At 36.2% G+C, this 19,097-nt stretch carries 17 protein-coding genes and 3 pseudogenes; 9 read left to right on the top strand and 11 right to left on the bottom strand.

Features of this window, described 5'->3' with window-relative positions:
* The first annotated feature begins 69 nt into the window (after nucleotides 1-69).
* From INQ25_RS03315 to INQ25_RS03305, 3 genes are read left to right on the top strand one after another with little or no spacing between them, the layout of a single operon-like run.
* Entirely contained in the window at nucleotides 70-432 is a 363-nt protein-coding gene (locus tag INQ25_RS03315; RefSeq protein WP_077188202.1) for a ferredoxin family 2Fe-2S iron-sulfur cluster binding protein, read from the top strand.
* Complete coding sequence (locus INQ25_RS03310; protein WP_213863054.1) at nucleotides 425-1,465, top strand: hypothetical protein; 1,041 nt, start codon at nucleotides 425-427, stop codon at nucleotides 1,463-1,465. Before INQ25_RS03315 ends, INQ25_RS03310 begins: the two co-directional genes overlap by 8 nt.
* On the top strand, nucleotides 1,449-1,835 hold the full coding sequence (locus INQ25_RS03305) for a cytochrome c-type biogenesis protein (protein WP_015589263.1): 387 nt from the start codon (nucleotides 1,449-1,451) through the stop codon (nucleotides 1,833-1,835). Before INQ25_RS03310 ends, INQ25_RS03305 begins: the two co-directional genes overlap by 17 nt.
* Nucleotides 1,836-2,179: 344 nt before the next feature.
* Here the strand turns inward: INQ25_RS03305 and INQ25_RS03300 are convergent, their stop codons facing one another.
* The 5 genes and pseudogenes from INQ25_RS03300 to INQ25_RS06785 all read right to left on the bottom strand — a co-directional run bounded on the left by INQ25_RS03300 (nucleotide 2,180) and on the right by INQ25_RS06785 (nucleotide 3,477).
* The gene (locus INQ25_RS03300) at nucleotides 2,180-2,398 is read right to left on the bottom strand and encodes a transposase (protein WP_213863053.1); all 219 of its coding nucleotides are present in this window, start codon (nucleotides 2,396-2,398) and stop codon (nucleotides 2,180-2,182) included.
* Between the two features lie 266 nt (nucleotides 2,399-2,664).
* The gene (locus INQ25_RS06800; RefSeq protein WP_369408987.1) at nucleotides 2,665-2,817 is read right to left on the bottom strand and encodes a transposase; all 153 of its coding nucleotides are present in this window, start codon (nucleotides 2,815-2,817) and stop codon (nucleotides 2,665-2,667) included.
* Nucleotides 2,794-2,975: pseudogene (locus tag INQ25_RS06795) on the bottom strand (transposase); the annotation flags it as partial. The pseudogene INQ25_RS06795 and the gene INQ25_RS06800, both read right to left, overlap by 24 nt.
* A complete protein-coding gene (locus INQ25_RS06955; RefSeq protein ID WP_022626362.1) occupies nucleotides 2,935-3,207 on the bottom strand; it encodes a hypothetical protein in 273 nt (90 codons plus the stop codon). The gene INQ25_RS06955 and the pseudogene INQ25_RS06795, both read right to left, overlap by 41 nt.
* Before the next feature lie 96 nt (nucleotides 3,208-3,303).
* The gene (locus INQ25_RS06785; RefSeq protein ID WP_010082315.1) at nucleotides 3,304-3,477 is read right to left on the bottom strand and encodes a hypothetical protein; all 174 of its coding nucleotides are present in this window, start codon (nucleotides 3,475-3,477) and stop codon (nucleotides 3,304-3,306) included.
* 85 nt (nucleotides 3,478-3,562) lie between these two features.
* Between INQ25_RS06785 and INQ25_RS03290 the strand changes: the two are divergent.
* Together INQ25_RS03290 and uvrB are read left to right on the top strand one after the other, a co-directional pair.
* Nucleotides 3,563-3,883 (top strand): annotated as a pseudogene (locus tag INQ25_RS03290) (transposase); the annotation flags it as partial.
* A gap of 395 nt (nucleotides 3,884-4,278) precedes the next feature.
* The gene (gene uvrB, locus INQ25_RS03285; RefSeq protein WP_213863052.1) at nucleotides 4,279-6,186 is read left to right on the top strand and encodes an excinuclease ABC subunit UvrB; all 1,908 of its coding nucleotides are present in this window, start codon (nucleotides 4,279-4,281) and stop codon (nucleotides 6,184-6,186) included.
* Nucleotides 6,187-6,388: 202 nt separating this feature from the next.
* Here the strand turns inward: uvrB and INQ25_RS03280 are convergent, their stop codons facing one another.
* The 3 genes from INQ25_RS03280 to INQ25_RS03270 form a co-directional block, all read right to left on the bottom strand.
* Nucleotides 6,389-8,776, bottom strand: coding sequence for a hypothetical protein (locus INQ25_RS03280; RefSeq protein ID WP_213863147.1), 2,388 nt, complete (start codon nucleotides 8,774-8,776; stop codon nucleotides 6,389-6,391).
* A 43-nt stretch (nucleotides 8,777-8,819) separates the two neighbouring features.
* Nucleotides 8,820-9,035 (bottom strand): hypothetical protein, encoded by a 216-nt coding sequence (locus tag INQ25_RS03275; RefSeq protein WP_209472615.1) that lies wholly within the window; start codon nucleotides 9,033-9,035, stop codon nucleotides 8,820-8,822.
* Between the two features lie 345 nt (nucleotides 9,036-9,380).
* The gene (locus tag INQ25_RS03270; protein WP_407075201.1) at nucleotides 9,381-10,772 is read right to left on the bottom strand and encodes a hypothetical protein; all 1,392 of its coding nucleotides are present in this window, start codon (nucleotides 10,770-10,772) and stop codon (nucleotides 9,381-9,383) included.
* 552 nt (nucleotides 10,773-11,324) lie between these two features.
* Here INQ25_RS03270 and INQ25_RS03265 point away from each other — a divergent pair.
* From INQ25_RS03265 to INQ25_RS03250, 4 genes are all read left to right on the top strand, one after another.
* Nucleotides 11,325-12,458, top strand: coding sequence for a hypothetical protein (locus INQ25_RS03265; RefSeq protein ID WP_246484082.1), 1,134 nt, complete (start codon nucleotides 11,325-11,327; stop codon nucleotides 12,456-12,458).
* Nucleotides 12,459-12,474: 16 nt separating this feature from the next.
* The gene (locus tag INQ25_RS03260) at nucleotides 12,475-12,648 is read left to right on the top strand and encodes a hypothetical protein (protein ID WP_213863051.1); all 174 of its coding nucleotides are present in this window, start codon (nucleotides 12,475-12,477) and stop codon (nucleotides 12,646-12,648) included.
* 88 nt (nucleotides 12,649-12,736) lie between these two features.
* Nucleotides 12,737-12,922 carry a hypothetical protein gene (locus tag INQ25_RS03255; protein WP_213863050.1) on the top strand — a complete coding sequence of 62 codons (186 nt, stop codon included), beginning with the start codon at nucleotides 12,737-12,739 and terminating at the stop codon, nucleotides 12,920-12,922.
* A 35-nt stretch (nucleotides 12,923-12,957) separates the two neighbouring features.
* Nucleotides 12,958-14,976, top strand: coding sequence for a hypothetical protein (locus INQ25_RS03250; protein ID WP_213863049.1), 2,019 nt, complete (start codon nucleotides 12,958-12,960; stop codon nucleotides 14,974-14,976).
* Here INQ25_RS03250 and terL read toward each other — a convergent pair.
* The 3 genes and pseudogenes from terL to hflC all read right to left on the bottom strand — a co-directional run bounded on the left by terL (nucleotide 14,973) and on the right by hflC (nucleotide 19,097).
* Nucleotides 14,973-16,497, bottom strand: a pseudogene (terL, locus tag INQ25_RS03245) (phage terminase large subunit). The gene INQ25_RS03250 and the pseudogene terL overlap by 4 nt on opposite strands.
* Before the next feature lie 230 nt (nucleotides 16,498-16,727).
* Entirely contained in the window at nucleotides 16,728-18,221 is a 1,494-nt protein-coding gene (locus tag INQ25_RS03240) for a DegQ family serine endoprotease (protein WP_213863048.1), read from the bottom strand.
* A gap of 3 nt (nucleotides 18,222-18,224) precedes the next feature.
* The gene (hflC, locus tag INQ25_RS03235) at nucleotides 18,225-19,097 is read right to left on the bottom strand and encodes a protease modulator HflC (protein ID WP_012673275.1); all 873 of its coding nucleotides are present in this window, start codon (nucleotides 19,095-19,097) and stop codon (nucleotides 18,225-18,227) included.

Raw genomic sequence — 19,097 nt, 5'->3', positions numbered from 1 at the left:
AGAGTTTGCAAATATTAGTTATTACCTGTAGGATATAAAGAAATTAGTAAGGATTTTAATAGGAATAATATGCCATCTGTTACTTTTATTTTACCTGATGGGAGTAAGAAAAGCTATGAAGCTGCAGAGGGAGAAACTCTGCTCAATTTAGCCCACAGAAGTGATCCAGATCTGCTTGAAGGTGCATGTGAAGGTTCTCTTGCTTGCTCTACATGCCATGTAATTGTTGATCCAAAGTTTTATAATGCTGTAGAAATACATAACCCTATATCTGATGAGGAAAATGATATGTTAGACCTAGCTTTCGGCTTAACAGAGACGTCGAGGCTTGGATGCCAAATAAAAATCACAAAAGATATCGACGGCTTGTGTGTAACCATACCAAGGGGTACAAGAAACATATCATTAGATAAACAGGGGAATCATGCGTAAGATTTTTATCTATATTATCATCTCTTTACTTTTGTTTATTCCTGTAGCGTATAGTGGTTTTTGGTATTTTTCTGCATGTAAGGTAAAAAATCTTTTAGCTGAAACAATACTATACATTAACGACGAAAAATTTGATATTTCACATGATTTTAGTGGATTTCCTTCTAACCTAATTTTTCGTGTGACAAACCCAAAATTTTCCAATGAGCAATTAACCATTTCATCTGATGCTTTATTGATAAAAAATAGATTGTTTGATAAATCAGTATATATCTACATACCAAGCAATGAAGTCAACATTGCTGTTCATGATGATGAGAAAAAGAATATAAAATGCCACACAAACGATAGCAGCCACTTTGTTGTTAGACTAAACGATTTACCATCTTCATTGCGATTCAACAAAAATAGTACCGTGATAGACTATATAGATACACTTCGTTACGAAGATTATGGATTAAAATGTGATGTTTTAGAAAATCAGCAAAGTGTTATAACTGAAGTGAATGATAAAAGCAATTACATTCAATTTCACCTCGATAAAGAACCAAGTGGAAATACTAAACTAGGATTTGATTTTTATACTTATCGGTATAAAAATACTGCAAGTCCTGAAAGTTACCTTAGTATCGACACTAAATTTGATTACGAATTTGTAAACCACATCTCAGCTTCCAGAATTAATTTCAACATAGAGAAATTTTTAATTCAAAGTAATAATTTTTCTCTTGCTGCAGATGGTGGAGTGCGAAATTATAATTTGGTTACGTCTTCATTTAAAGACAAAATCAACGTGGCTATATCAAATTATAAAGAATTAATCTCGTTTATGATTGGTGACTCAAAAACTTCAGATGCGTTTGAAAAATTAATGTCTTCCTTATCAGAAAAAACAACTGATGATGGCATTCAATTTTCAATAAAGTACGATGATGATGTAGGGTCAAGCTTTATTGGAAAGTTATCCACCACTGATTTTATGAACCAGCTCAGTAAAATAACCCAATTAATCAAGGATGAGAGCAGTAGTTAGTTTACTTTTCATATTGATATTCCACTCAGGCGTAAACGCTTTTACTCTGGATAATAAACTCAGAGATAAAAGCATGGAAAAACGAGCAACAAGTTTATTTGAAATAATAAGGTGTCCAATATGTTCTGGCGAATCATTGTCTGAATCTGGATCTCAGATCGCGTATGATATGCGAGAAGCAATTCGTAAAAAAATCAATGATGGATACACAGATGAAGAGATAATCTCAGAGTTAAAAAATTCTTACGGCAATTCAATTATAATCGTACCGCCTATAAAATCTAGCACTTACATTTTGTGGTTTATTCCACTTACAACTCTGCTTATTGGGTGTTTTTTAATACAAAGATACATCAATACAACCACTTAAACCTTTTATATATAGCTAAAGTGACTTAGGTTCTCTAATTGCACATAAGTCAACAATAATTTTCACACAAATCAAAACAGCATATCTTCTCCATAATCCTTGGTAATTTTACATAAGTTAAAAGTAGCATATGGTTCTCTCCGCGGTCTGAGATGACAATAAATTTGTCAAGCCGCATCATACTTGTTAGGCGGAAGTGGACGGCAACATATTTACCACGAAGTCTAACTAAGTTCTTGCTTGTCCCTTCCATCGGCATTGCTATCTTTATTTTCAATAAAATTATTGTCCTATGCTCTTTTGATATTTATTGATAATAAAATTCTGTTTTATCAACCAACATCCTATGCATAATTACAGCTAATTTTCTTGCTACTGCTACAATTGCTTTTTTCATTCCTTTTTTCTTCGCAACCCCAGTTTTTTAATTTAAATGTCCTCTTGGTAACTGTAAGCATTATTTGTGCAGCTTCATATAACATACTTCTACATTCCGCTGGTCCCATCTTTGATATGCTGCCATGCCGATCAACTTTTCCAGAAGAATATTGCCTTGGTGTCAACCCTATATACCCCCTTACTATTACCCGCAAATATAAATGTTTGTTGCATAGCTCTTAATGGCATAACTTTTGCTTGAAATAACTGTTTATATGGTGCAATTTACAGCTTTTAGTTGCTAAAATTATAACTCTTAGTTTAATAATTTTAATCTAATAAGCTTTCAGGTTAATAAAATTAAATTATTTGAGTAAATACAATACTATGTTTTTATTTGTGGGTAATAGTAAGATATACCCCAGTTGCGGATTAGCCAACGAAGTAAAGCTTAGAAATGCAGCGGCTGCATGGAATATGAAACAAGCGTAGAAAAAATGTGTACCAAAAAATTTATCGGTGATCTGTGGCGAGTATGCTCAATCTCAAATTTGTTTTTCAGAGAGCCAAAAACTGTCTCAATAATCGATCTTTTTCTTAACAAAATCTTCTCATTTAGCACCATTAATGAGTTTTTCATACCCTTTTTATACTGGTTACAAGCTTTAACCCTCTATCGAATAATTCGTGAAAAAGATCTTTTTTGATATATCCTTTATCTCTAAACAATAATCCAGTCAATTTCTGAGTTAAATTTGGCACAGGTATCAACGTTGCCTTTTGTCACCGTAACCCCTTGAATTTCGCCAGTTTCGTTGATTACTAGATGTACCGAAAAACCACCCATAAGTAGTCTTTCCAATCTTTGCCAACCCTTTGAAAACTTTGTTTCTCGAGGTCCTTTTTGGATGGCAAACAGCGATAGATTATGTACGAAATCCCTGTCACTTTTGACTGTTCGCAAAACCATTGCATTAAGAGCGCTAAATACCATAAAGCCCGCGATTTTAACCTGATAAACCTACTATAGGATGGCAATTTTGGAAACGCTGATTCGTATAATAATTTCAAATAATGCACATAGAAAATTTTAAAATTGTCGCACTTGATATAGCAATATTATGGTAAAAATCTCTGAATGCGTAATCTCTGGCGTCCTGGTTGGTTTTTTGCCACTTGGTAGAAGTTTTTCTGCAAAATTTTCATCGACTGTATTGCAAAAATCATCGACTATACAAAAGATTTCTGTTACTTTTTCTTTCATTGGTAACCTCCTATTTTAGGAATGAATATCAAATACCTCGGAGTTTACCCTATTTCCTTACCTTTTCTATTTTTTCTAATTTACAACTGGGGTTAGCAGTGCTGTGAGAATGGTTGAAAGCGCAAAAGAAAACCTCTCAGAAGTTAAAAATATACTGGTCGATGCAGGTTATACAGGAGAAAATTTTGCAACTCAAATAAAAACGATTATTGGAGCAACTGTAGAAGTAATAAAACGAAGTGAATTACATTCCTTTGCTGTATTGCCACAAAGATGGGTTGTAGAGCGATCTTTCGCTTGGTTAGAAAAATGCAGACGATTGTGGAAAAATTGCGAGCGAAAACTTAACACTAGCCTACAAATGGTCGTTCTTTCCTTCATTTCTCTTCTATTGAGAAGATTTTAAACAGGTTCTAAATCTTTATTTTAAAAATGTCATATTGACCACCGGTACCTGAAAATACTATTCCAATTGATCAGAGCTATCCATTTCCTTAATTTTTGTAACGTTGTCATAGGAGTACTATAACTTTAGTATCAACTATGTTTTATTGTTTTTGCATCTAAAAAAATTTAGCTTATTCAAGCAGCATTTTGCCTTTTTTTGGATGTAGGGATTTTTTAGGAATTGTCTTCTTGAATTCTATGGTATTTTGTTTAACATTGAAACAAGATTCCAGTGTCAGCTACTTGCATGACATTGTTGGTTAATGTTTTATGGCTTTACGATAGCTATACAACTTATCTTAAAAGCAATATAGTGTTTACTATACAATGAATCAAAGATAGTAAGTAAAGTCTATGGAATTTCAAATCGCTACACATTTTCAACCGGCTGGGGATCAACCACAGGCAATCGATAGCTTAATTGCAGGGCTAAATAGCAATAAAAGAGATCAGGTTTTGCTTGGAGTTACTGGTTCTGGGAAAACTTTTACTATGGCAAATGTTATTGCAAGGACAAACAGGCCTGCATTAATTATGGCACACAATAAAACTTTAGCAGCACAGCTTTATGAGGAAATGAAAGGATTGTTTCCCCATAATGCTGTTGAATACTTCATTTCTTATTATGATTATTATCAACCTGAAGCCTATTTACCACAAACTGATACTTATATCGAAAAAGATTCTGCAATTAACGAAAGAATTGAGATGCTGCGTTATTCCACCGTCTGCTCCCTTTTGGAGCGCAGGGATACGATCGTAGTTGCCAGTGTTTCCTGCATATACGGTCTTGGTTCGCCTGAGAGCTACCGCAGCATGATCATACCGCTTAGTGTTGGAAATAAAATTCGTATTAATGATTTCCTGAGCAACTTAACTGATCTTCAATACAAGCGCTCTGATGCCAGGTTTGAGAGAGGATATTTCAGAGTGCGCGGCGATATTGTTGATATATTTCCTTCCCATTATGAAAATAAAGCTTGGCGTTTATCGTTATTTGGCGATGAAATAGAAGAAATTTCTGAAGTTGATGCTATAACGGGCAATGTTACCAAAGGCGTAAATAAAATCACCATTTTTCCAAATAGCTATTACATAACCCCGCGTGAGGCTTTGTTGCAGGCAATTGAACTAGTCAAAAAAGAGCTGCATGAACGCTTGGATTATTACTACTCGCAAAATAAGATTGTTGAAGCAAAGCGCCTCGAGCAACGCACTAATTTTGATATCGAAATGATGAGAACAACGGGAATATGTAAAGGTATTGAAAATTATTCGCGTTATCTCTATGGAATGGAAGCTGGGGATCCACCACCTACTTTGTTTGAATATTTACCCAAAGACGTAATTTTATTTGTTGATGAGAGTCATGTCACCGTTCCTCAGGTTGGTGCGATGTACAGTGGTAATGAGGCGCGTAAAAAGAAATTGATCGACTATGGCTTCAGGCTCCCTTCCGCTTTTGATAATCGTCCATTAAAATTTGAAGAGTGGGAGGGAGTTAGGCCGCAGACTGTTTACATTTCAGCCACTCCCGGAAAGTATGAGTTGGCAAAGACCAGTAATGTATTTATAGAGCAAGTTATCCGTCCAACAGGGCTTACGGACCCAATCTGCATTGTAAAACCAATAGAGAGTCAAATTGATGATGTAATTCATGAGGCACAAGTGACAATAGGGAAGGGATTTTGTGTTTTAATCACTACATTGACGAAAAAAATGGCTGAAAATTTAGCTGAATATATGAGTGAATTGAATATGAGAGTGAGTTATTTGCATTCTGATATTGCTGCGCTGGAGAGAATAGAAATTATATACAAATTGAGATCTAAAGAAATCGATGTTTTAGTAGGTGTTAACTTGCTGAGGGAAGGTCTTGATATTCCAGAGTGTGGGTTGGTTGCAATTTTGGATGCTGATAAAGAAGGATTTTTGCGATCGGAAACTTCATTAATTCAAACGATCGGTCGTGCTGCGCGTAATGCTGAAGGTAGAGTAATTTTGTATGCAGATAAAATCACTGGTTCTCTGGACCGTGCGTTAAAAGAGACCGAAAGAAGAAGAAAAAAACAAGAAGAACATAATATATTGCACAATATTATCCCGAAGACTATAATAAAACCTATATCAAACACCTTACAGGAGAGGGCAATAGCAGAACCGAAAGTAAATACTAATAAGGATGATTTGAGAAAGCAAATGATAGAGCATGCTGAAAATTTAGAGTTTGAAGAAGCAGCAAGAATAAAAAAATTATTGTAAGGTTAAGTAATATATGATGCTATGGGCATAGTATAAAAATGTAAATAATTTTATTGATATCTTTATATTAATACTTTTTAAACATTTAGTACCATGCAATACTTACAATGGACAAGAAAAACCACCGACAGCATCCCCAGGGTCAGGGGCTTTGGCCCTAACCTTAATAAAACGCTTAGGTGGCTGAGAGCAGTGGATTAGATCAATTGCTTCTAAGTTTTTTTATGGGAGAGTGCTGCTCGGCCTTAGTGGCATACAGGTCTGTGGATATTGTCAATTCTTCCATTCCCACACTCAATTCTAGAGTACGTTTTGGCGATCCTTCTCTAGTATTCTCACAATCCATAGACTCATAACCACTACTTGTTGTTGCCTCAGCTTTAGAGCTTACGTTTTCAGCATCAGTCGCCTCTGCTGAAGAGATACCGCTGTCTTTATTATCTTCGGACTTCATCTTTTCAGCTTTTGATATACCTTTAGCAGGCCATTGCTCTTTCCTAAACGACTCTACTTCCGAAGCATCATAAGTACGGTCAATCCAGCATCCACCTTCGTCTTTTGTAATTGAAATATATTCTAATGCGCTTTCATCGGGATAACAGGATGTAATTGCTGCGCCAGGGCATAACCTATGTTCTCGCACCTGGGAATTTACCCATTCGTCCTTTTCAGATTTCACTGCCTTTTCGACGATGTTAATGTCGATATCTTTTATTTCTACTTTTCCCTCATGCTCCCGACTAAAAAGTTCTTTTAAGTTAAGTAAGGCACCACAACTTATATTAGCAACAACTGTTGTTTCTTGGTTTTTCTCACAATTAGAAAGAAATTGAAATGGAAACTCATTGAAATCATAGGCTTCTTCCTTATTGACACGATACTCTTCTTTCGTTTTATCTATTATCTCCTGTAAATATTCTTTTACATCAACACTATCATCAATTAAACTAGCAATCTTCCCATTTTCTGCAATAAAGTTAGTATGAGGAGGATCCAAAGCATAATTATTTAAGTTAAACCAATAAAGCAATGCTTTAAACAACTTTTCTTCTTCCTTTTCCTTAGTAACTTGCTGTTTTTCAGGTTCCTTATTAGAAACCTCAGGATTTAAGAATGTTGAATCATTCCATGCTATAGGAGAAGGAATCGATGATGACCTATAGCTCACTTGCTCACCCCGAATCTCTATTGGCATACTTTCATCATCTGCCTCAGCACCTTTCGATGATGAAGGTTCACTCCGTGTCCATGATGAACCACTAGGTCCTGCTTGCACATTTTGAACAGCACTTAGATCTCTAGATATCCCTGGAACACCACAACTAGTTGTAGCATAACTCAGATCTGTCAATGGCCTATCACTCGTTCTAACTGAATTTACATAATTGAGCAACCGCGGTCCTTCTTCTCCTTCTTCTTTTTCTGATCCTTGCCTGGGAGAATCCTTTACTCCACCCTGACTCCGCGTGGGAGACTCCCATTTCATATCTGACAGTTCAGTCGATGGTGATCGCGACAATGCTCGAAAACAAAGCTCAGGGTCAATGGCCAGTTCATGGTCTTTGTTGATTACAGAGTTTTTTATTATTTTGGTTATCACACAGTGAGAAATGTACGGATTGGAAAAGTCTATGCCATATATTCCACTGCTTCCATTCACTGATAATTTTGCTTGAGTTCTACCACTAATATCATCAAGTACAGCATGATTAAATGCACGATTTATAGCACGTACCTCTTCTTTTGTTAACAATTTAATCCCCTTACCATTTTGTGTAATAGGTGTAAGAATTGAAACTACTCTCCCATTTAAAGGAGGAGCAAGTATAAAACCATCTACCATCACTTTTGTCACCGAATAAGTAGATCTTATTATCATATTTTTAAATGACTTCACACTATGATCAACATCATTGCCAACTCCAAGGTCCATACCTGTAAGCCATGCCTTATACCGTGTTACACTATCAATAAAACGAGCGTCATCAAAAACATCTTTGATATATACATCATTACCTTCAACCTTCAGAGGGCTCTTAGGAACATTTTTATATCTTTCTCTCATCCTTGATAAAAACTTACTCTTAAATTGCTGACTTAATTCTTCATTATCAAATTCACCGCACCATAAATATTTTTTCTTGTCAAATGCATTAGTGAATATGCTACAAGTTGGCATACCTTCTAGAACATCTTTTTTAAGTGAAGAAGCTAAGTGAGACTTTAGATTAAAAATTACACCTTTATCTACAGGTGTTACAAACTTAAACCCATGCTGTTTATCCCAAGACCAGTCTCTATCATTGATATCAAACGGAAAAGAATTAACATCAAAAATTAGCTTAGCTGTATCCAATATTTCTGCATCATTACTTTCCTCAATGCCGTAGAATTCACGTATTATCTTCCTTTTTATACTGTCCAGATATCTTCTACACTGATACGTATCCATACTCTTATCAAATGAGACTACGATATAGTTCTTCTTGCCCTCGCTTTGCAGCTTAAAATTAGTTTTAACTGTATTAGAAAAATAATTATGTACATTAAAAGCGTTAATCAACGCCCTTACTGTTTCTATATTAGGCATACCAACCTCCCCATTTTTAAATTACAACAACTATTTTTTATTACTACCTTTTATTACCGCTACCAACTCCACTAGAGCTTGACCCGCTCATAGAACTGCTAGGCTGACGTAGCTTCTCTCGCACGTCCTTAAGTGCATCACGATGATCATCAATCCTTGCTCCTTTAACATGCGTCACTATTCCACCACCTAGCCCCTTGTTCCGGAGATCCCACTCTTTTTCTCCCTTAAAACTTTCCTTACCATTATCATTCGGCATATTACCCTCCAGTAAAAATATTATGTAACTAATATACTAAAAATAAAATTAAATGCAAGCACTTCTTTATATTTTTTTTAAAAAAAATTTATTCACTCTTTTTCATAAAACACAAATTTCAAGATTCCAGCGTCACGCGCTACCCTTTCTTGTCATCCCAGTGCCCAGACACTGGGATCCAGTCTTTTTTGTCATCCAAGTAGCTAACACTGGTTCTTTGCAATTTCATCAAAACCACTCCCTTTTAACATAAAACCCTACACTTACCAAACCCACAGCCTGGATTCCAGTGTCACGCACTGGAATGACAAAAAAGAAATCACTGTAATCTAACTACCTTCATGATTATGTCTTTCCTACTGACTGACCTTCTGCACATTTCTCAACTTTTACATCATTAGTCAATTCTTTTGGTGGTTGAGCATTACTCACAGAACCTTCATTCTCAGGACCATTCCAAAAACCAACTGTAAGATCATATTCACAATCAGCAACAGGATTTTTAACAAATTGCTCTGAAGCCTTTCTGTCAGACATAGATTTTGGGATAGGTTGGTTCGAAGCTTTTCCGTTAGGAACAGAGCCTTGAGTAGGTTGGTTTGGAGCTTGCTTATTATTATTTTCATCGTGGTTTTTCTTTCTTTCCTTACTACTATCGCATCCTTGAACATCCTGTCTCCTCTGCCCCGTCCCCGTCGTATTCGTTGCAGTTTTTGGAGCAGGTGGACACACCTCTTTCTTCGGTTCCTCCTGCTTCGCTTTTTTCTCTTCTTCCACTTTTGGTTTTTGTGAATTTTCATGAGATTTTCTTTCAGGTTCAGTAAGACGTAATAGATGTTTCAAAGGATCTGACACAATTCCAAGTTCTGGTTTGCTCAGAGGAATGGGCCTTACAAATCCGGGTGAAATTTCAAAAAGGAAAACTGGCACTTTAGGTTTTTCTCTTTCATCCACTTTTATTTCTACGTCTTTACGAACTTCTTTAGTTGTTTCTAATGATGTTTTTTCTGCTTTTTTATCTTCTTTTTCTGTAGATGCCTCTACCGCAGCCGCCAACTCAACTCCAAACATCTCTGCGAACATTGTAACAATCCATCCGACAACGGCCATTTGTAACCTGAGTTTCAGATCTTGCAATGCAGTTAATCTTTCTAACGCCCTTGTAAACTCTTCTTCTGATAACTCACCACTGCCTAATTTTTCCTGCAATTCTTTTATCTCTTTGTCCAACCTCTGATTGAAACTTAAATCGCGTGCAAAAATCTTCTTGATTAACTCCTTAAGCTTATCACGCAAAAACTTCATTATCGCAGCAATCAGGTTTTTTTCTTTCTTCTCCTTGAGCATTTGGTAGATTTTCGGATCATCTACATCTACTTCAAAAAGGTTGAAGAGAGGTTCAAAGAAACTCCAAAAATCTCCCAGCGGTTTTTCACAATTGAAGTAACCCTCATCATCACCTTCTCCGATATGTAGCTCTGCTTGAGATGATATTTCATCGATACAACTAGAAGCCTGACGCTCACACTCGAGCCTCCTGAGCAAATCTTGTCTGGTGAGCTCCTCTATGGCTGCTTTTAGTTCATTTAACTTCTGCTCTGCAGAGAAATCTTGCTCCCTGATTTTTCCTTGGAAGATTGAGCTACCGTTTCCGTTATTATCTGAAAAATTTTCCATTATTTTTGCCTCCTCAATAAAATTACTGCCTTTGTTGTTACCTAAAAAGCTTTCCACCATTTTTACTTCCTTCATAAAACTTAATAATTTAATTCTACAGTACTAAATATTTAAGAACTATTAATGTAAAGATGTCAATAAAATTATTTACATTTTTACACTATATATATATATTATATCATGTGCTATTTAACCTTTCAATAATATTTTTTATTTTTACTGCTTCTTCAAACTCTAGCATGCTCTTTTCTTAAATTATCCTTATTAATATTTGTTTTTGCCTCTATCCCACTTTTTCTTGTAAAGTATTTGATATAGATTTTATTATACTCTTTGGCATAACATTTGCAACATACTTTATCTATAAATGGAAATTATTATACTTGCAGCTAGACACAATTTGAAATAATTTACCTATAAAGTTAAGGAACGAGATCCCAGTGTCACGCACTGGGATGACAGCAGTCCTACGTCATACCGCGATTCATTCGCGGTATAGATTCCGCTAACAAGTAGCGGAATGACGAATTTTTGTTTTTCAAATTATCGTAAGTCACTTTAGCTACATCAGAGCAATAGAGGCAGTGCGTAGAGGAGCTCACCAGACAAGATTTGCTCAGGAGGCTCGAGTGTGAGCGTCAGGCTTCTAGTTGTATCGATGAAATATCATCTCAAGCAGAGCTACATATCGGAGAAGGTGATGATGAGGATTACTTCACTGGTGAAAAAGGAAGAGTACTCGGAGATTTCTGGAATTTCTTTGAATCTCTCTTCAACCTTTTTGAAGTAGATGTAGATGATCCGAAAATCTACCAAATGCTCAAGGAGAAGAAAGAAAAAAATTGGCTTCTTTCGATAATTAAATTTATGCGTGACAAGCTTAAGGAGTTAATCAAGAAGATTTTTGCACGCGATTTAAGTTTCAATCAGAAGTTGGACAAAGAGATAAAAGAATTGCAGGAGAAATTAGGCAGTGGTGAGTTATCAGAAGAAGAGTTTGCAAGGGCGTTAGAAAGATTAACTGCATTGCAAGATCTGAAACTCAGGTTACAAATGGCCGTTGTCGGATGGATTGTTACAATGTTCGCAGAGATGTTTGGAGTTGAGTTGGCGGCTGCGGTAGAGGCATCTACAGAAAAAGAAGATAAAAAAGCAGAAAAAACATCATTAAAGGAAGAAAATAAAGAAGTTCGTAAAGACGTAGAAATCAAGGTAGATGAAAGAGAAAAACCTAAAGTGCCAGTTTTCCTTTTTGAAATTTCACCAGGATTTGTAAGGCCAATTCCTCTGAGCAAACCAGAGCTTGATCTTTTACCAAAACCTATGAAAGAACTAATGCCTAAAGAAGTTATAAAGGAGGAGACCCGCGAGATAAAAGAAACAAAAGTGGAAGAAGAGAAAAAAGCGAAGCCGGAGGAACCGAAGAAAGAAGTGTGTCCACCGAAACCTCAGGAGGAGGAGAAGCCAAAACAAGATCAGCGAAAAAGAGGTGGAAAATTTAAACTTGGTGATAGGAAATTAAGAAGAGCAAACCTAGATAACAGTAATAAACCTCCTGCGCACGATTATCCAATTGGTGATTGGCAAGCTCCATCAGGCACTAGTGGTAAGTTTAATGCTAGTGCTGATCAGCGTAGTTCTGCAAGTAATGCTCAACCACCAAAAAGATTGATTGATGATGTAAAAGTTAATAATTATGTGGATTCAATAGGAAAGGCACCAGAAAAAGCACCATCGAGGGGATAGCTAGTGTTAGCTTTAGATGACAAAAAAGACTGGATCCCAGTGTCTGGGCACTGGGATGACATTCTATGTTAGAATGGCTACTAAGGCGACAAGAAAAAGGAATTTTACTCTTTTTGGTACCTCTTTCTTGTCATTCCAGCGCGTGACGCTGGAATCTAGAAAGCTGAATTTTATGAAAAAGAGTGAATAAAATTTTTTGAAAAAAAATATAAAAAAGTGCTTGCACTTAATTTTATTTTTAGTATATTAATTACATAATATTTTTACTGGAGAGTAATATGCCGAATGATAATGATAATAAACGAAAATATGGTGACAATAATGCTCCTGGAGGAGGAAGAATTGACCTAAGTAAAGTAGATCCAAGAAGAGTTGATGACTTTAGAGAGAGAATTAGACGTAAAGAGGAAGAAAAAAAACAAAATCAGTCTAGTAGTCAAGGTAGTGGCAAAAGTGGTAAGTAACAGCAAGTTTATGGTAATTTAAGTAGGGAGGTGTTATGCCTAGCAAAATAAATCAAGAGTTAGTAAGAGCATTTAACATTATTCTTTGTGAAAATGATATTGGCATTACTAATTTTACTGTACAAAATGTACGTCAAAGCTTACGCAACAAGGATTATATTGTTATCTCATTTGATAAAAGTATGGATGTTGGTCAATGCATGGAGTATTTAGACAATATGAAAGGAAGGATAGTAGAAACATTCTGTGGAAATGAAAGTACTGCTAGTTTATCTTTTGATATGAAATCTTTTCCTTTTAATTTCAATCGGAGCCAATTGGTAGATAGTAATGGAAAGTATAGATTTTCAGTGCCAATAGATAAAGGTGTAGTTTTTAATCTAAAATGTTTGCTAGCTAATGGGCTTGCGAGAGACGTCACAGGTGCTATGGGAAGAGATTTTGGTTTAGAACATGTAGAAGAGTATACATCTGATGAAAGCTTTAACGGGAAATCTTATCTATATTGTATGCATTTCTATGATAAAAGGTTACAAGAGTATTTTATAGAGTCATTCTCAGCGACAGTAAAAGGTTATAAAAATAGTCCTAAAGAAACTGGTGGTTTTTTGAAAATCAAGGACAATTCTGTGTATATAAAGGCAAGCATTTTTGATAATGTTGAGTTCATTAGGGAGGTAGTAAAAAGAAAAGCATCTTTGATATGTCGTGACTTTCAGGTTCCAAGTAGCGAGGATGAAGTTGTTGAGAGTCTAAAATTTCCAGTAATTGATTTGTTTTATGAAATAGGTATACCGGTTGATTTTATACTTCATACTTCTTATACAGGCCATAGTGAGAATTCAATTCTTGTACCTATGATACAAATTACTCCTGGTATTGGAGGTAAAGAAAATTGTAGACTTTTAAATAAGAAAGAAGCGGGCTGTATTAATAATGTATTTGGTATGGTTGTGTTAAATAATGTTGAAGATTGTACTTCACCAAAACACCTACCGGTATTTGGTAATGGAGGAGTATATGGAATAGACTTTTATGACAAAGACATTTCTTATTGTGTGCTGAATAAAATCGTGGAAAGCTCCGTAATCAATAAAAGGCATGAACTGGCCATTGACCCTGAGCTTCCTCGAACGCTATTAGCTGAAGCATCACAGACACGGGGGTGTCCCAAGCGGAGTCGTGGTGAAAGGTTAGAGAAGCATCCCAGGCAAGGATCAGAAAGAGAGGAAGAAACAGAGCCTTTTCGGGGGGTGCTGGAAATAGATCCAAGTCAATCCACTTGTTCTCTTAGAGCATGGGATAGTTCAACATTCTTAAATCTTGAGGTTTCTAATAAGGAATCTGAAAAACAGCAAGTTACTGATAAAAGTGATCGAAAAAGTAGTGATGAGTATTCTGAAGCAAAGTCACAAGATAGTAAATCTCCGAAGAAACATGGGGGTGGTCTCCAAAGTAAAATAAAAAGTTTCTTCTCTTTATCTCCTCAGCCTAAGCAACATAACGCAAGCTTTAAGCGACATGATGAAGGGCGTGATACAACGCGAAGTACTCCTGAAACTCCTGTAACTAAAAAATCATCTGTGTCTAAGCTATTTTCTTCATTCCCAGCTAGAATAAGAGCAAGAAGTAATCCATCCTCAGCGGTGACTTCTCCTACGCATGAAGGTGCGTCAGGTGGACTAAAACCTCTTACTAGTGACGAGAGGAAGGAACTACGCCTATGTCTTTCTTCTGAGCTGCAAAAGGAGCTAGACTCCAACTCTTTCTCCCCTGGGAAGGAGCGGCTTTTATACTTGACGCATACTCCTGAGGGGAAAAGGGAGCTAAGCAGATTTCTATGTGAGAGTAAAGAATCACAGTTACGGCGACTTGCAGAAGCACAATTATTGTCACCTGATAACTCTAGTTCTAAAAGAGATAGTGGTTATTCTTCAGGATTACCTGCTTCTCCTGATGTGCAACATAAGGGAAGTGTCTCTTCAGAGCTTAAACATCCGCAACAGGTAAAGCATACGTCAGAAGCTTTGGGGGAAAGAAATTTAGGTTTTTAGATATATCTTAACCACCCAAGTGTTTTATTAGGGTTGGGACCAAAATCCCTGACCCTGAAAGCACTGGTGTTAGTTTTTCTCATCCATTGCAGATATTGCGCGGTACTATCCACTTGATCATCATGGCGAGCTTCTGGGAACATTAAAATTTCGTACTCGAAATCGCTGAGCCATACTGCTTGCTGTGGCAAAAAAACCCTACCAGACTCTATCACCGGAACAATTTTGAGTGAGTTTGTCATTGTGTGGCACAATTTCAATAATCGGTAGATCGCTATTTGCCTTTAGCTCTTGTGTTAATTGCTGACCACTTGTTTTTGCTTCGATCAAAATTGCATGTGGCGTCCATCTTGCAGCTAGTGACAGAACTTGCTCTTTAAGCTTTGGGTACTCAAGCTTTGCTCGATATACATCAAGTAAATAGAATTTATTATCTATTTTTGCCCAGGTGGTGCAGACGCTAAAGTCGCTGGAATCGTTTGTTGAAACTGCAGTGTCCCAGCTTTGAGTTACATGTGAGAGATTATCAGGGAAATTTTTATAGCGCTTTAGCCACTCTTGTTTTATTATACCACTTGAAAGCGGCAGGGGGTTTTGTTGATATTGAGCAGCAAAAGCGTAACTCCCGAGTTCAACTTTTATCATCTCAACTTCTTCTCTTCCTCCCTCCAGGGGATATAATAACTCATTCTCTTCTCTTGAGTATAATACTCTTGCAGGTAGTGTCATTCCAGCACTTGATGCTGGAATCCAGTCTTTTGCGGTTGAATTTTCTGGATCCCAGTGTCTGGGCACTGGGATGACAGGAGGGGGGGTTGGAATGACACCAGTATGGTTATTAATTGAATAAATAACCTCCTTATTTTCAGAAATCATTGGCAAACAAATGTGATGCCATATGTTTTTTGGCTTGGATAAGAGGTGCCCAGTTAAGTCTTCCAGGTGGAGCCTATGCATCACAAGCACAATTACTCCTTTTTTTCTATCGTTGAGTCTCGTTACTAAAGTCTGATCGAACCAGTTTGTGGCACGTTTTCTAAATGTTTCACTCAAAGCTTGAGCAGGGTTAAGCGGATCATTCACAATAATAAAGTCACCACCTTCACCGGTTAATGTTCCTCCAACTGATGTTGCGATTCTGTATCCTCTCTGTACTGTTTGGAATTTGTATTTAGTGTTCTGGTCTTTGGATAGTTCTACCTCTGGAAATAGCTTTTTATACCAATCAGATTGCATTATGCACCTGGTATCGAGCGAATGTTTTTCACTAAGCAACTTAGAATAACTTGCAACTATTATTCTTGCAGTTGGCTGATTTCTCAGTATCCATGCGGGCCACGCAACACTCATACATATGGACTTCATTGAACGCGGAGGCATATTGAATATTATGCGCCTTACTTCGCCAGCATTCGCTGCTTCCAGCCTGTCTGCTATGACTTTTATGTACTGATAATCATTATACTCACATCCCGGCACCACTGTTTGAAAGCACAGTTCAATGAATTTTAGAAAGTTCATGTTAGGCCTCCTATAGTATCACCCAAGTAACCCCTATGGTGTCATCCAAGTAGCCGACACTGGTTCCTTTATGACGGCGTCATGCAAGTAGCTGACACTGGAATGACATCCTTTGGTTTTTTATATGGTTATGCAAGAAATCTAGTGTAGATTTTAATTTATTTTATAAGATTGAAGTGTTACAGTAGCGAGCTTACAACACTACTGTTTTGTAAATTTAGTGAATAAAATTACTTCTTTAACTTTATTGAAGCGAAAAATTGATTTCCATTGCGGTAAATGAGCAACATTATTGAATCTTTACCGTTTTTCTTTACTGCTGAATCAACTTGTTTTTGAAAATCATTAGTATTTTCTATATCGGTTCCATCTAATTGGATAATAATGTCTCCTTTTTTAATACCACGCAACGTGGCATTACTGTTACTATCTACATTGGTAACTATCACACCTTTTGTAGGTACATTATTTTTACTTTCTTTTGATTCTTTTGGCAGATTTGAAACAGTTAAACCGGTTACATAATCAGATGTTGATTTATTTTCTTCTTGATTGTTATCTTGGCCATCATTTGTAGATTCTCCGATCACAACTTTAATATTAACCTCTTTGCTCTTTCTAAGTAACTTAACTTGCACTTTTTTCTCAGGTCCAGCTCTTGAAACCATTTGAGGTAATTGTGTCATTCTATCGATTTTTTTACCGTCAAATTCTAATAATATATCACCTACTTTAATCCCACCTTTTTCTGCAGGACTATCCTTTACTATACTTGCAACCAATGCGCCTTTTATATCTTTTAAACCCAAGGACTCAGCAAATTCTTTCGTTATAGGCTGAACTTGCACACCAAGCCAACCATGTTTTATTTTTTTGCCACTTTTTAATGTGTCAATAATTGACATAGCTAAATTAGATGGTATGGCAAAACCTATACCCACGTTGCCGCCAGACTCAGATGGAGAATAGATAGCAGTATTAATACCTATAACTTTTCCATTTAAATCAAATAACGGTCCTCCAGAGTTACCCCTATTAATTGCAGCATCAGTTTGAATAAACTCATTCATAGTGCCAATACTAATGTCCCTGGACCTTGCAGATATAATTCCTGTGCTTACAGAGCCACCCAAACCAAATGGGTTACCTATTGCCATAACCGTATCACCAACCCTTGCTTTATCAGAATCACCAAATGCAACAGAAGAAAGATCTTTATCAGAATTAATCTTAAGCACAGCAAGATCAGTTCTTGCATCATAGCCTAAAACTTCTGCTTTGAAATAAGTATTATCGTTCATAGTAACTGTGATATCTTTGGCGTTTTTAATAACGTGATAATTGGTTACTATAGTTCCACCTTTATCTATAATAAACCCAGAACCAAGCAACACCGCCTCTTTGTTAACACTAGGGCCCCTATCCATAAAAAACTGATCAAAATGCTCAAAAAACTCTCTAAAATCATCAAAAAAATTATTTCCTGGCATAGATGGAACTCTAGTTCTGCTGTTATTTTCTTGTTTGATGATTTGTTCGCTTGAAATATTTACAACCGCAGGAATGAGTTCTTCCACTAAATCGGCAAGTCCTTGATTACAGTTGCATGCAGTAGTGCTAGCATCAACGACCTTTTTTGCATTCCAATCAAACATATTAGCATACGAAGAAAACGCAATTAGAAAATATGCAAATATAGATAAAATAAATGCCTTACTTTTCATAAATTATTTCCATCCTTTATTTAAAATATCTAAAAAGTTATTGTTTGGTGAAAGTACAAATTTAGTATTATTTTCGGCAAATGATTTACTGTAAGCGCTCATAGAGCGATAAAAGTTAAAGAACTCTTCATCAACCTTAAATGCCTCATTATAAATTCTAGTTGCTTCAGCATAACCACGGCCCCTTATTTCGTACGATTCTTTTACTGCACTGGAGATAATTTCCCTTTTTAATTTATCAGCTTTTGATCTAACTTCCTGCCCAGCTTGCTCTCCTTCTGCTCTAATTTCTTTTGCTTCTTTTTCCCTTTCAGTTTGCATACGGCGAAATATTGCAGAACTATTTTCTTCTGGTAAATCTGCTCTCTTAATTCTTACATCTATTATTTCTATGCCAAATTTTTCAGCTTCAGAATAAACTCCACGCTGAATCAATTGCATAACCTCTGATCTTTTTTCATTCAACAAGCTAATCAACGAAAATCTGCCTATATTTTCTCTTATGTGTGCTTCTATAACCGGATATAATCTTCTAACCAGCCCTGATTCATTCCTCACAGCCTGGTAAAAAGTAACAGGATTTGTTATTTTATATTTTGCATACGCATCTACTATAATACGTTTTTGATCCGCTGTTATCACTTCCCTTGGGATCTTATCAGGACTTAAATCTAAAACTCTTTTATCAAGAAACTCTACACTATTTATGAATGGCAACTTAAAATATAAGCCACTTTCCCTAACATCCCTTACAACTTTACCCAGTTGTATAACTATTGCTTGCTTTGTTTCTTGCACAACAAATATTGAATTAGATAAAACAATCAATAAAACAACAAATACAGAAACAAAAACAATTTTAATATTACTACTCAT

Source organism: Wolbachia endosymbiont of Rhagoletis cerasi, assembly GCF_018454475.1.
GTDB lineage: Bacteria > Pseudomonadota > Alphaproteobacteria > Rickettsiales > Anaplasmataceae > Wolbachia > Wolbachia pipientis.
The sequence above is the reverse complement of the archived record's forward strand: the minus strand, read 5'-3'. Positions and strand labels throughout refer to the sequence as shown.

Bases quoted from the DNA above. Each gene is read 5' to 3' on its own strand.
- INQ25_RS06785 (WP_010082315.1), bottom strand. From the start codon at position 3,477: ATGAAAGAAAAAGTAACAGAAATCTTTTGTATAGTCGATGATTTTTGC.
- uvrB (WP_213863052.1), top strand. From the start codon at position 4,279: ATGGAATTTCAAATCGCTACACATTTTCAACCGGCTGGGGATCAACCA.
- INQ25_RS03305 (WP_015589263.1), top strand. From the start codon at position 1,449: ATGAGAGCAGTAGTTAGTTTACTTTTCATATTGATATTCCACTCAGGC.
- INQ25_RS03310 (WP_213863054.1), top strand. From the start codon at position 425: ATGCGTAAGATTTTTATCTATATTATCATCTCTTTACTTTTGTTTATT.
- INQ25_RS03315 (WP_077188202.1), top strand. From the start codon at position 70: ATGCCATCTGTTACTTTTATTTTACCTGATGGGAGTAAGAAAAGCTAT.
- INQ25_RS03275 (WP_209472615.1), bottom strand. From the start codon at position 9,035: ATGCCGAATGATAATGGTAAGGAAAGTTTTAAGGGAGAAAAAGAGTGG.
- INQ25_RS03270 (WP_407075201.1), bottom strand. From the start codon at position 10,772: ATGGTGGAAAGCTTTTTAGGTAACAACAAAGGCAGTAATTTTATTGAG.
- INQ25_RS03240 (WP_213863048.1), bottom strand. From the start codon at position 18,221: ATGAAAAGTAAGGCATTTATTTTATCTATATTTGCATATTTTCTAATT.
- hflC (WP_012673275.1), bottom strand. From the start codon at position 19,097: ATGAGTAGTAATATTAAAATTGTTTTTGTTTCTGTATTTGTTGTTTTA.
- INQ25_RS03260 (WP_213863051.1), top strand. From the start codon at position 12,475: ATGACAAAAAAGACTGGATCCCAGTGTCTGGGCACTGGGATGACATTC.
- INQ25_RS03280 (WP_213863147.1), bottom strand. From the start codon at position 8,776: ATGCCTAATATAGAAACAGTAAGGGCGTTGATTAACGCTTTTAATGTA.
- INQ25_RS03255 (WP_213863050.1), top strand. From the start codon at position 12,737: ATGCCGAATGATAATGATAATAAACGAAAATATGGTGACAATAATGCT.
- INQ25_RS06955 (WP_022626362.1), bottom strand. From the start codon at position 3,207: ATGGTATTTAGCGCTCTTAATGCAATGGTTTTGCGAACAGTCAAAAGT.
- INQ25_RS03250 (WP_213863049.1), top strand. From the start codon at position 12,958: ATGCCTAGCAAAATAAATCAAGAGTTAGTAAGAGCATTTAACATTATT.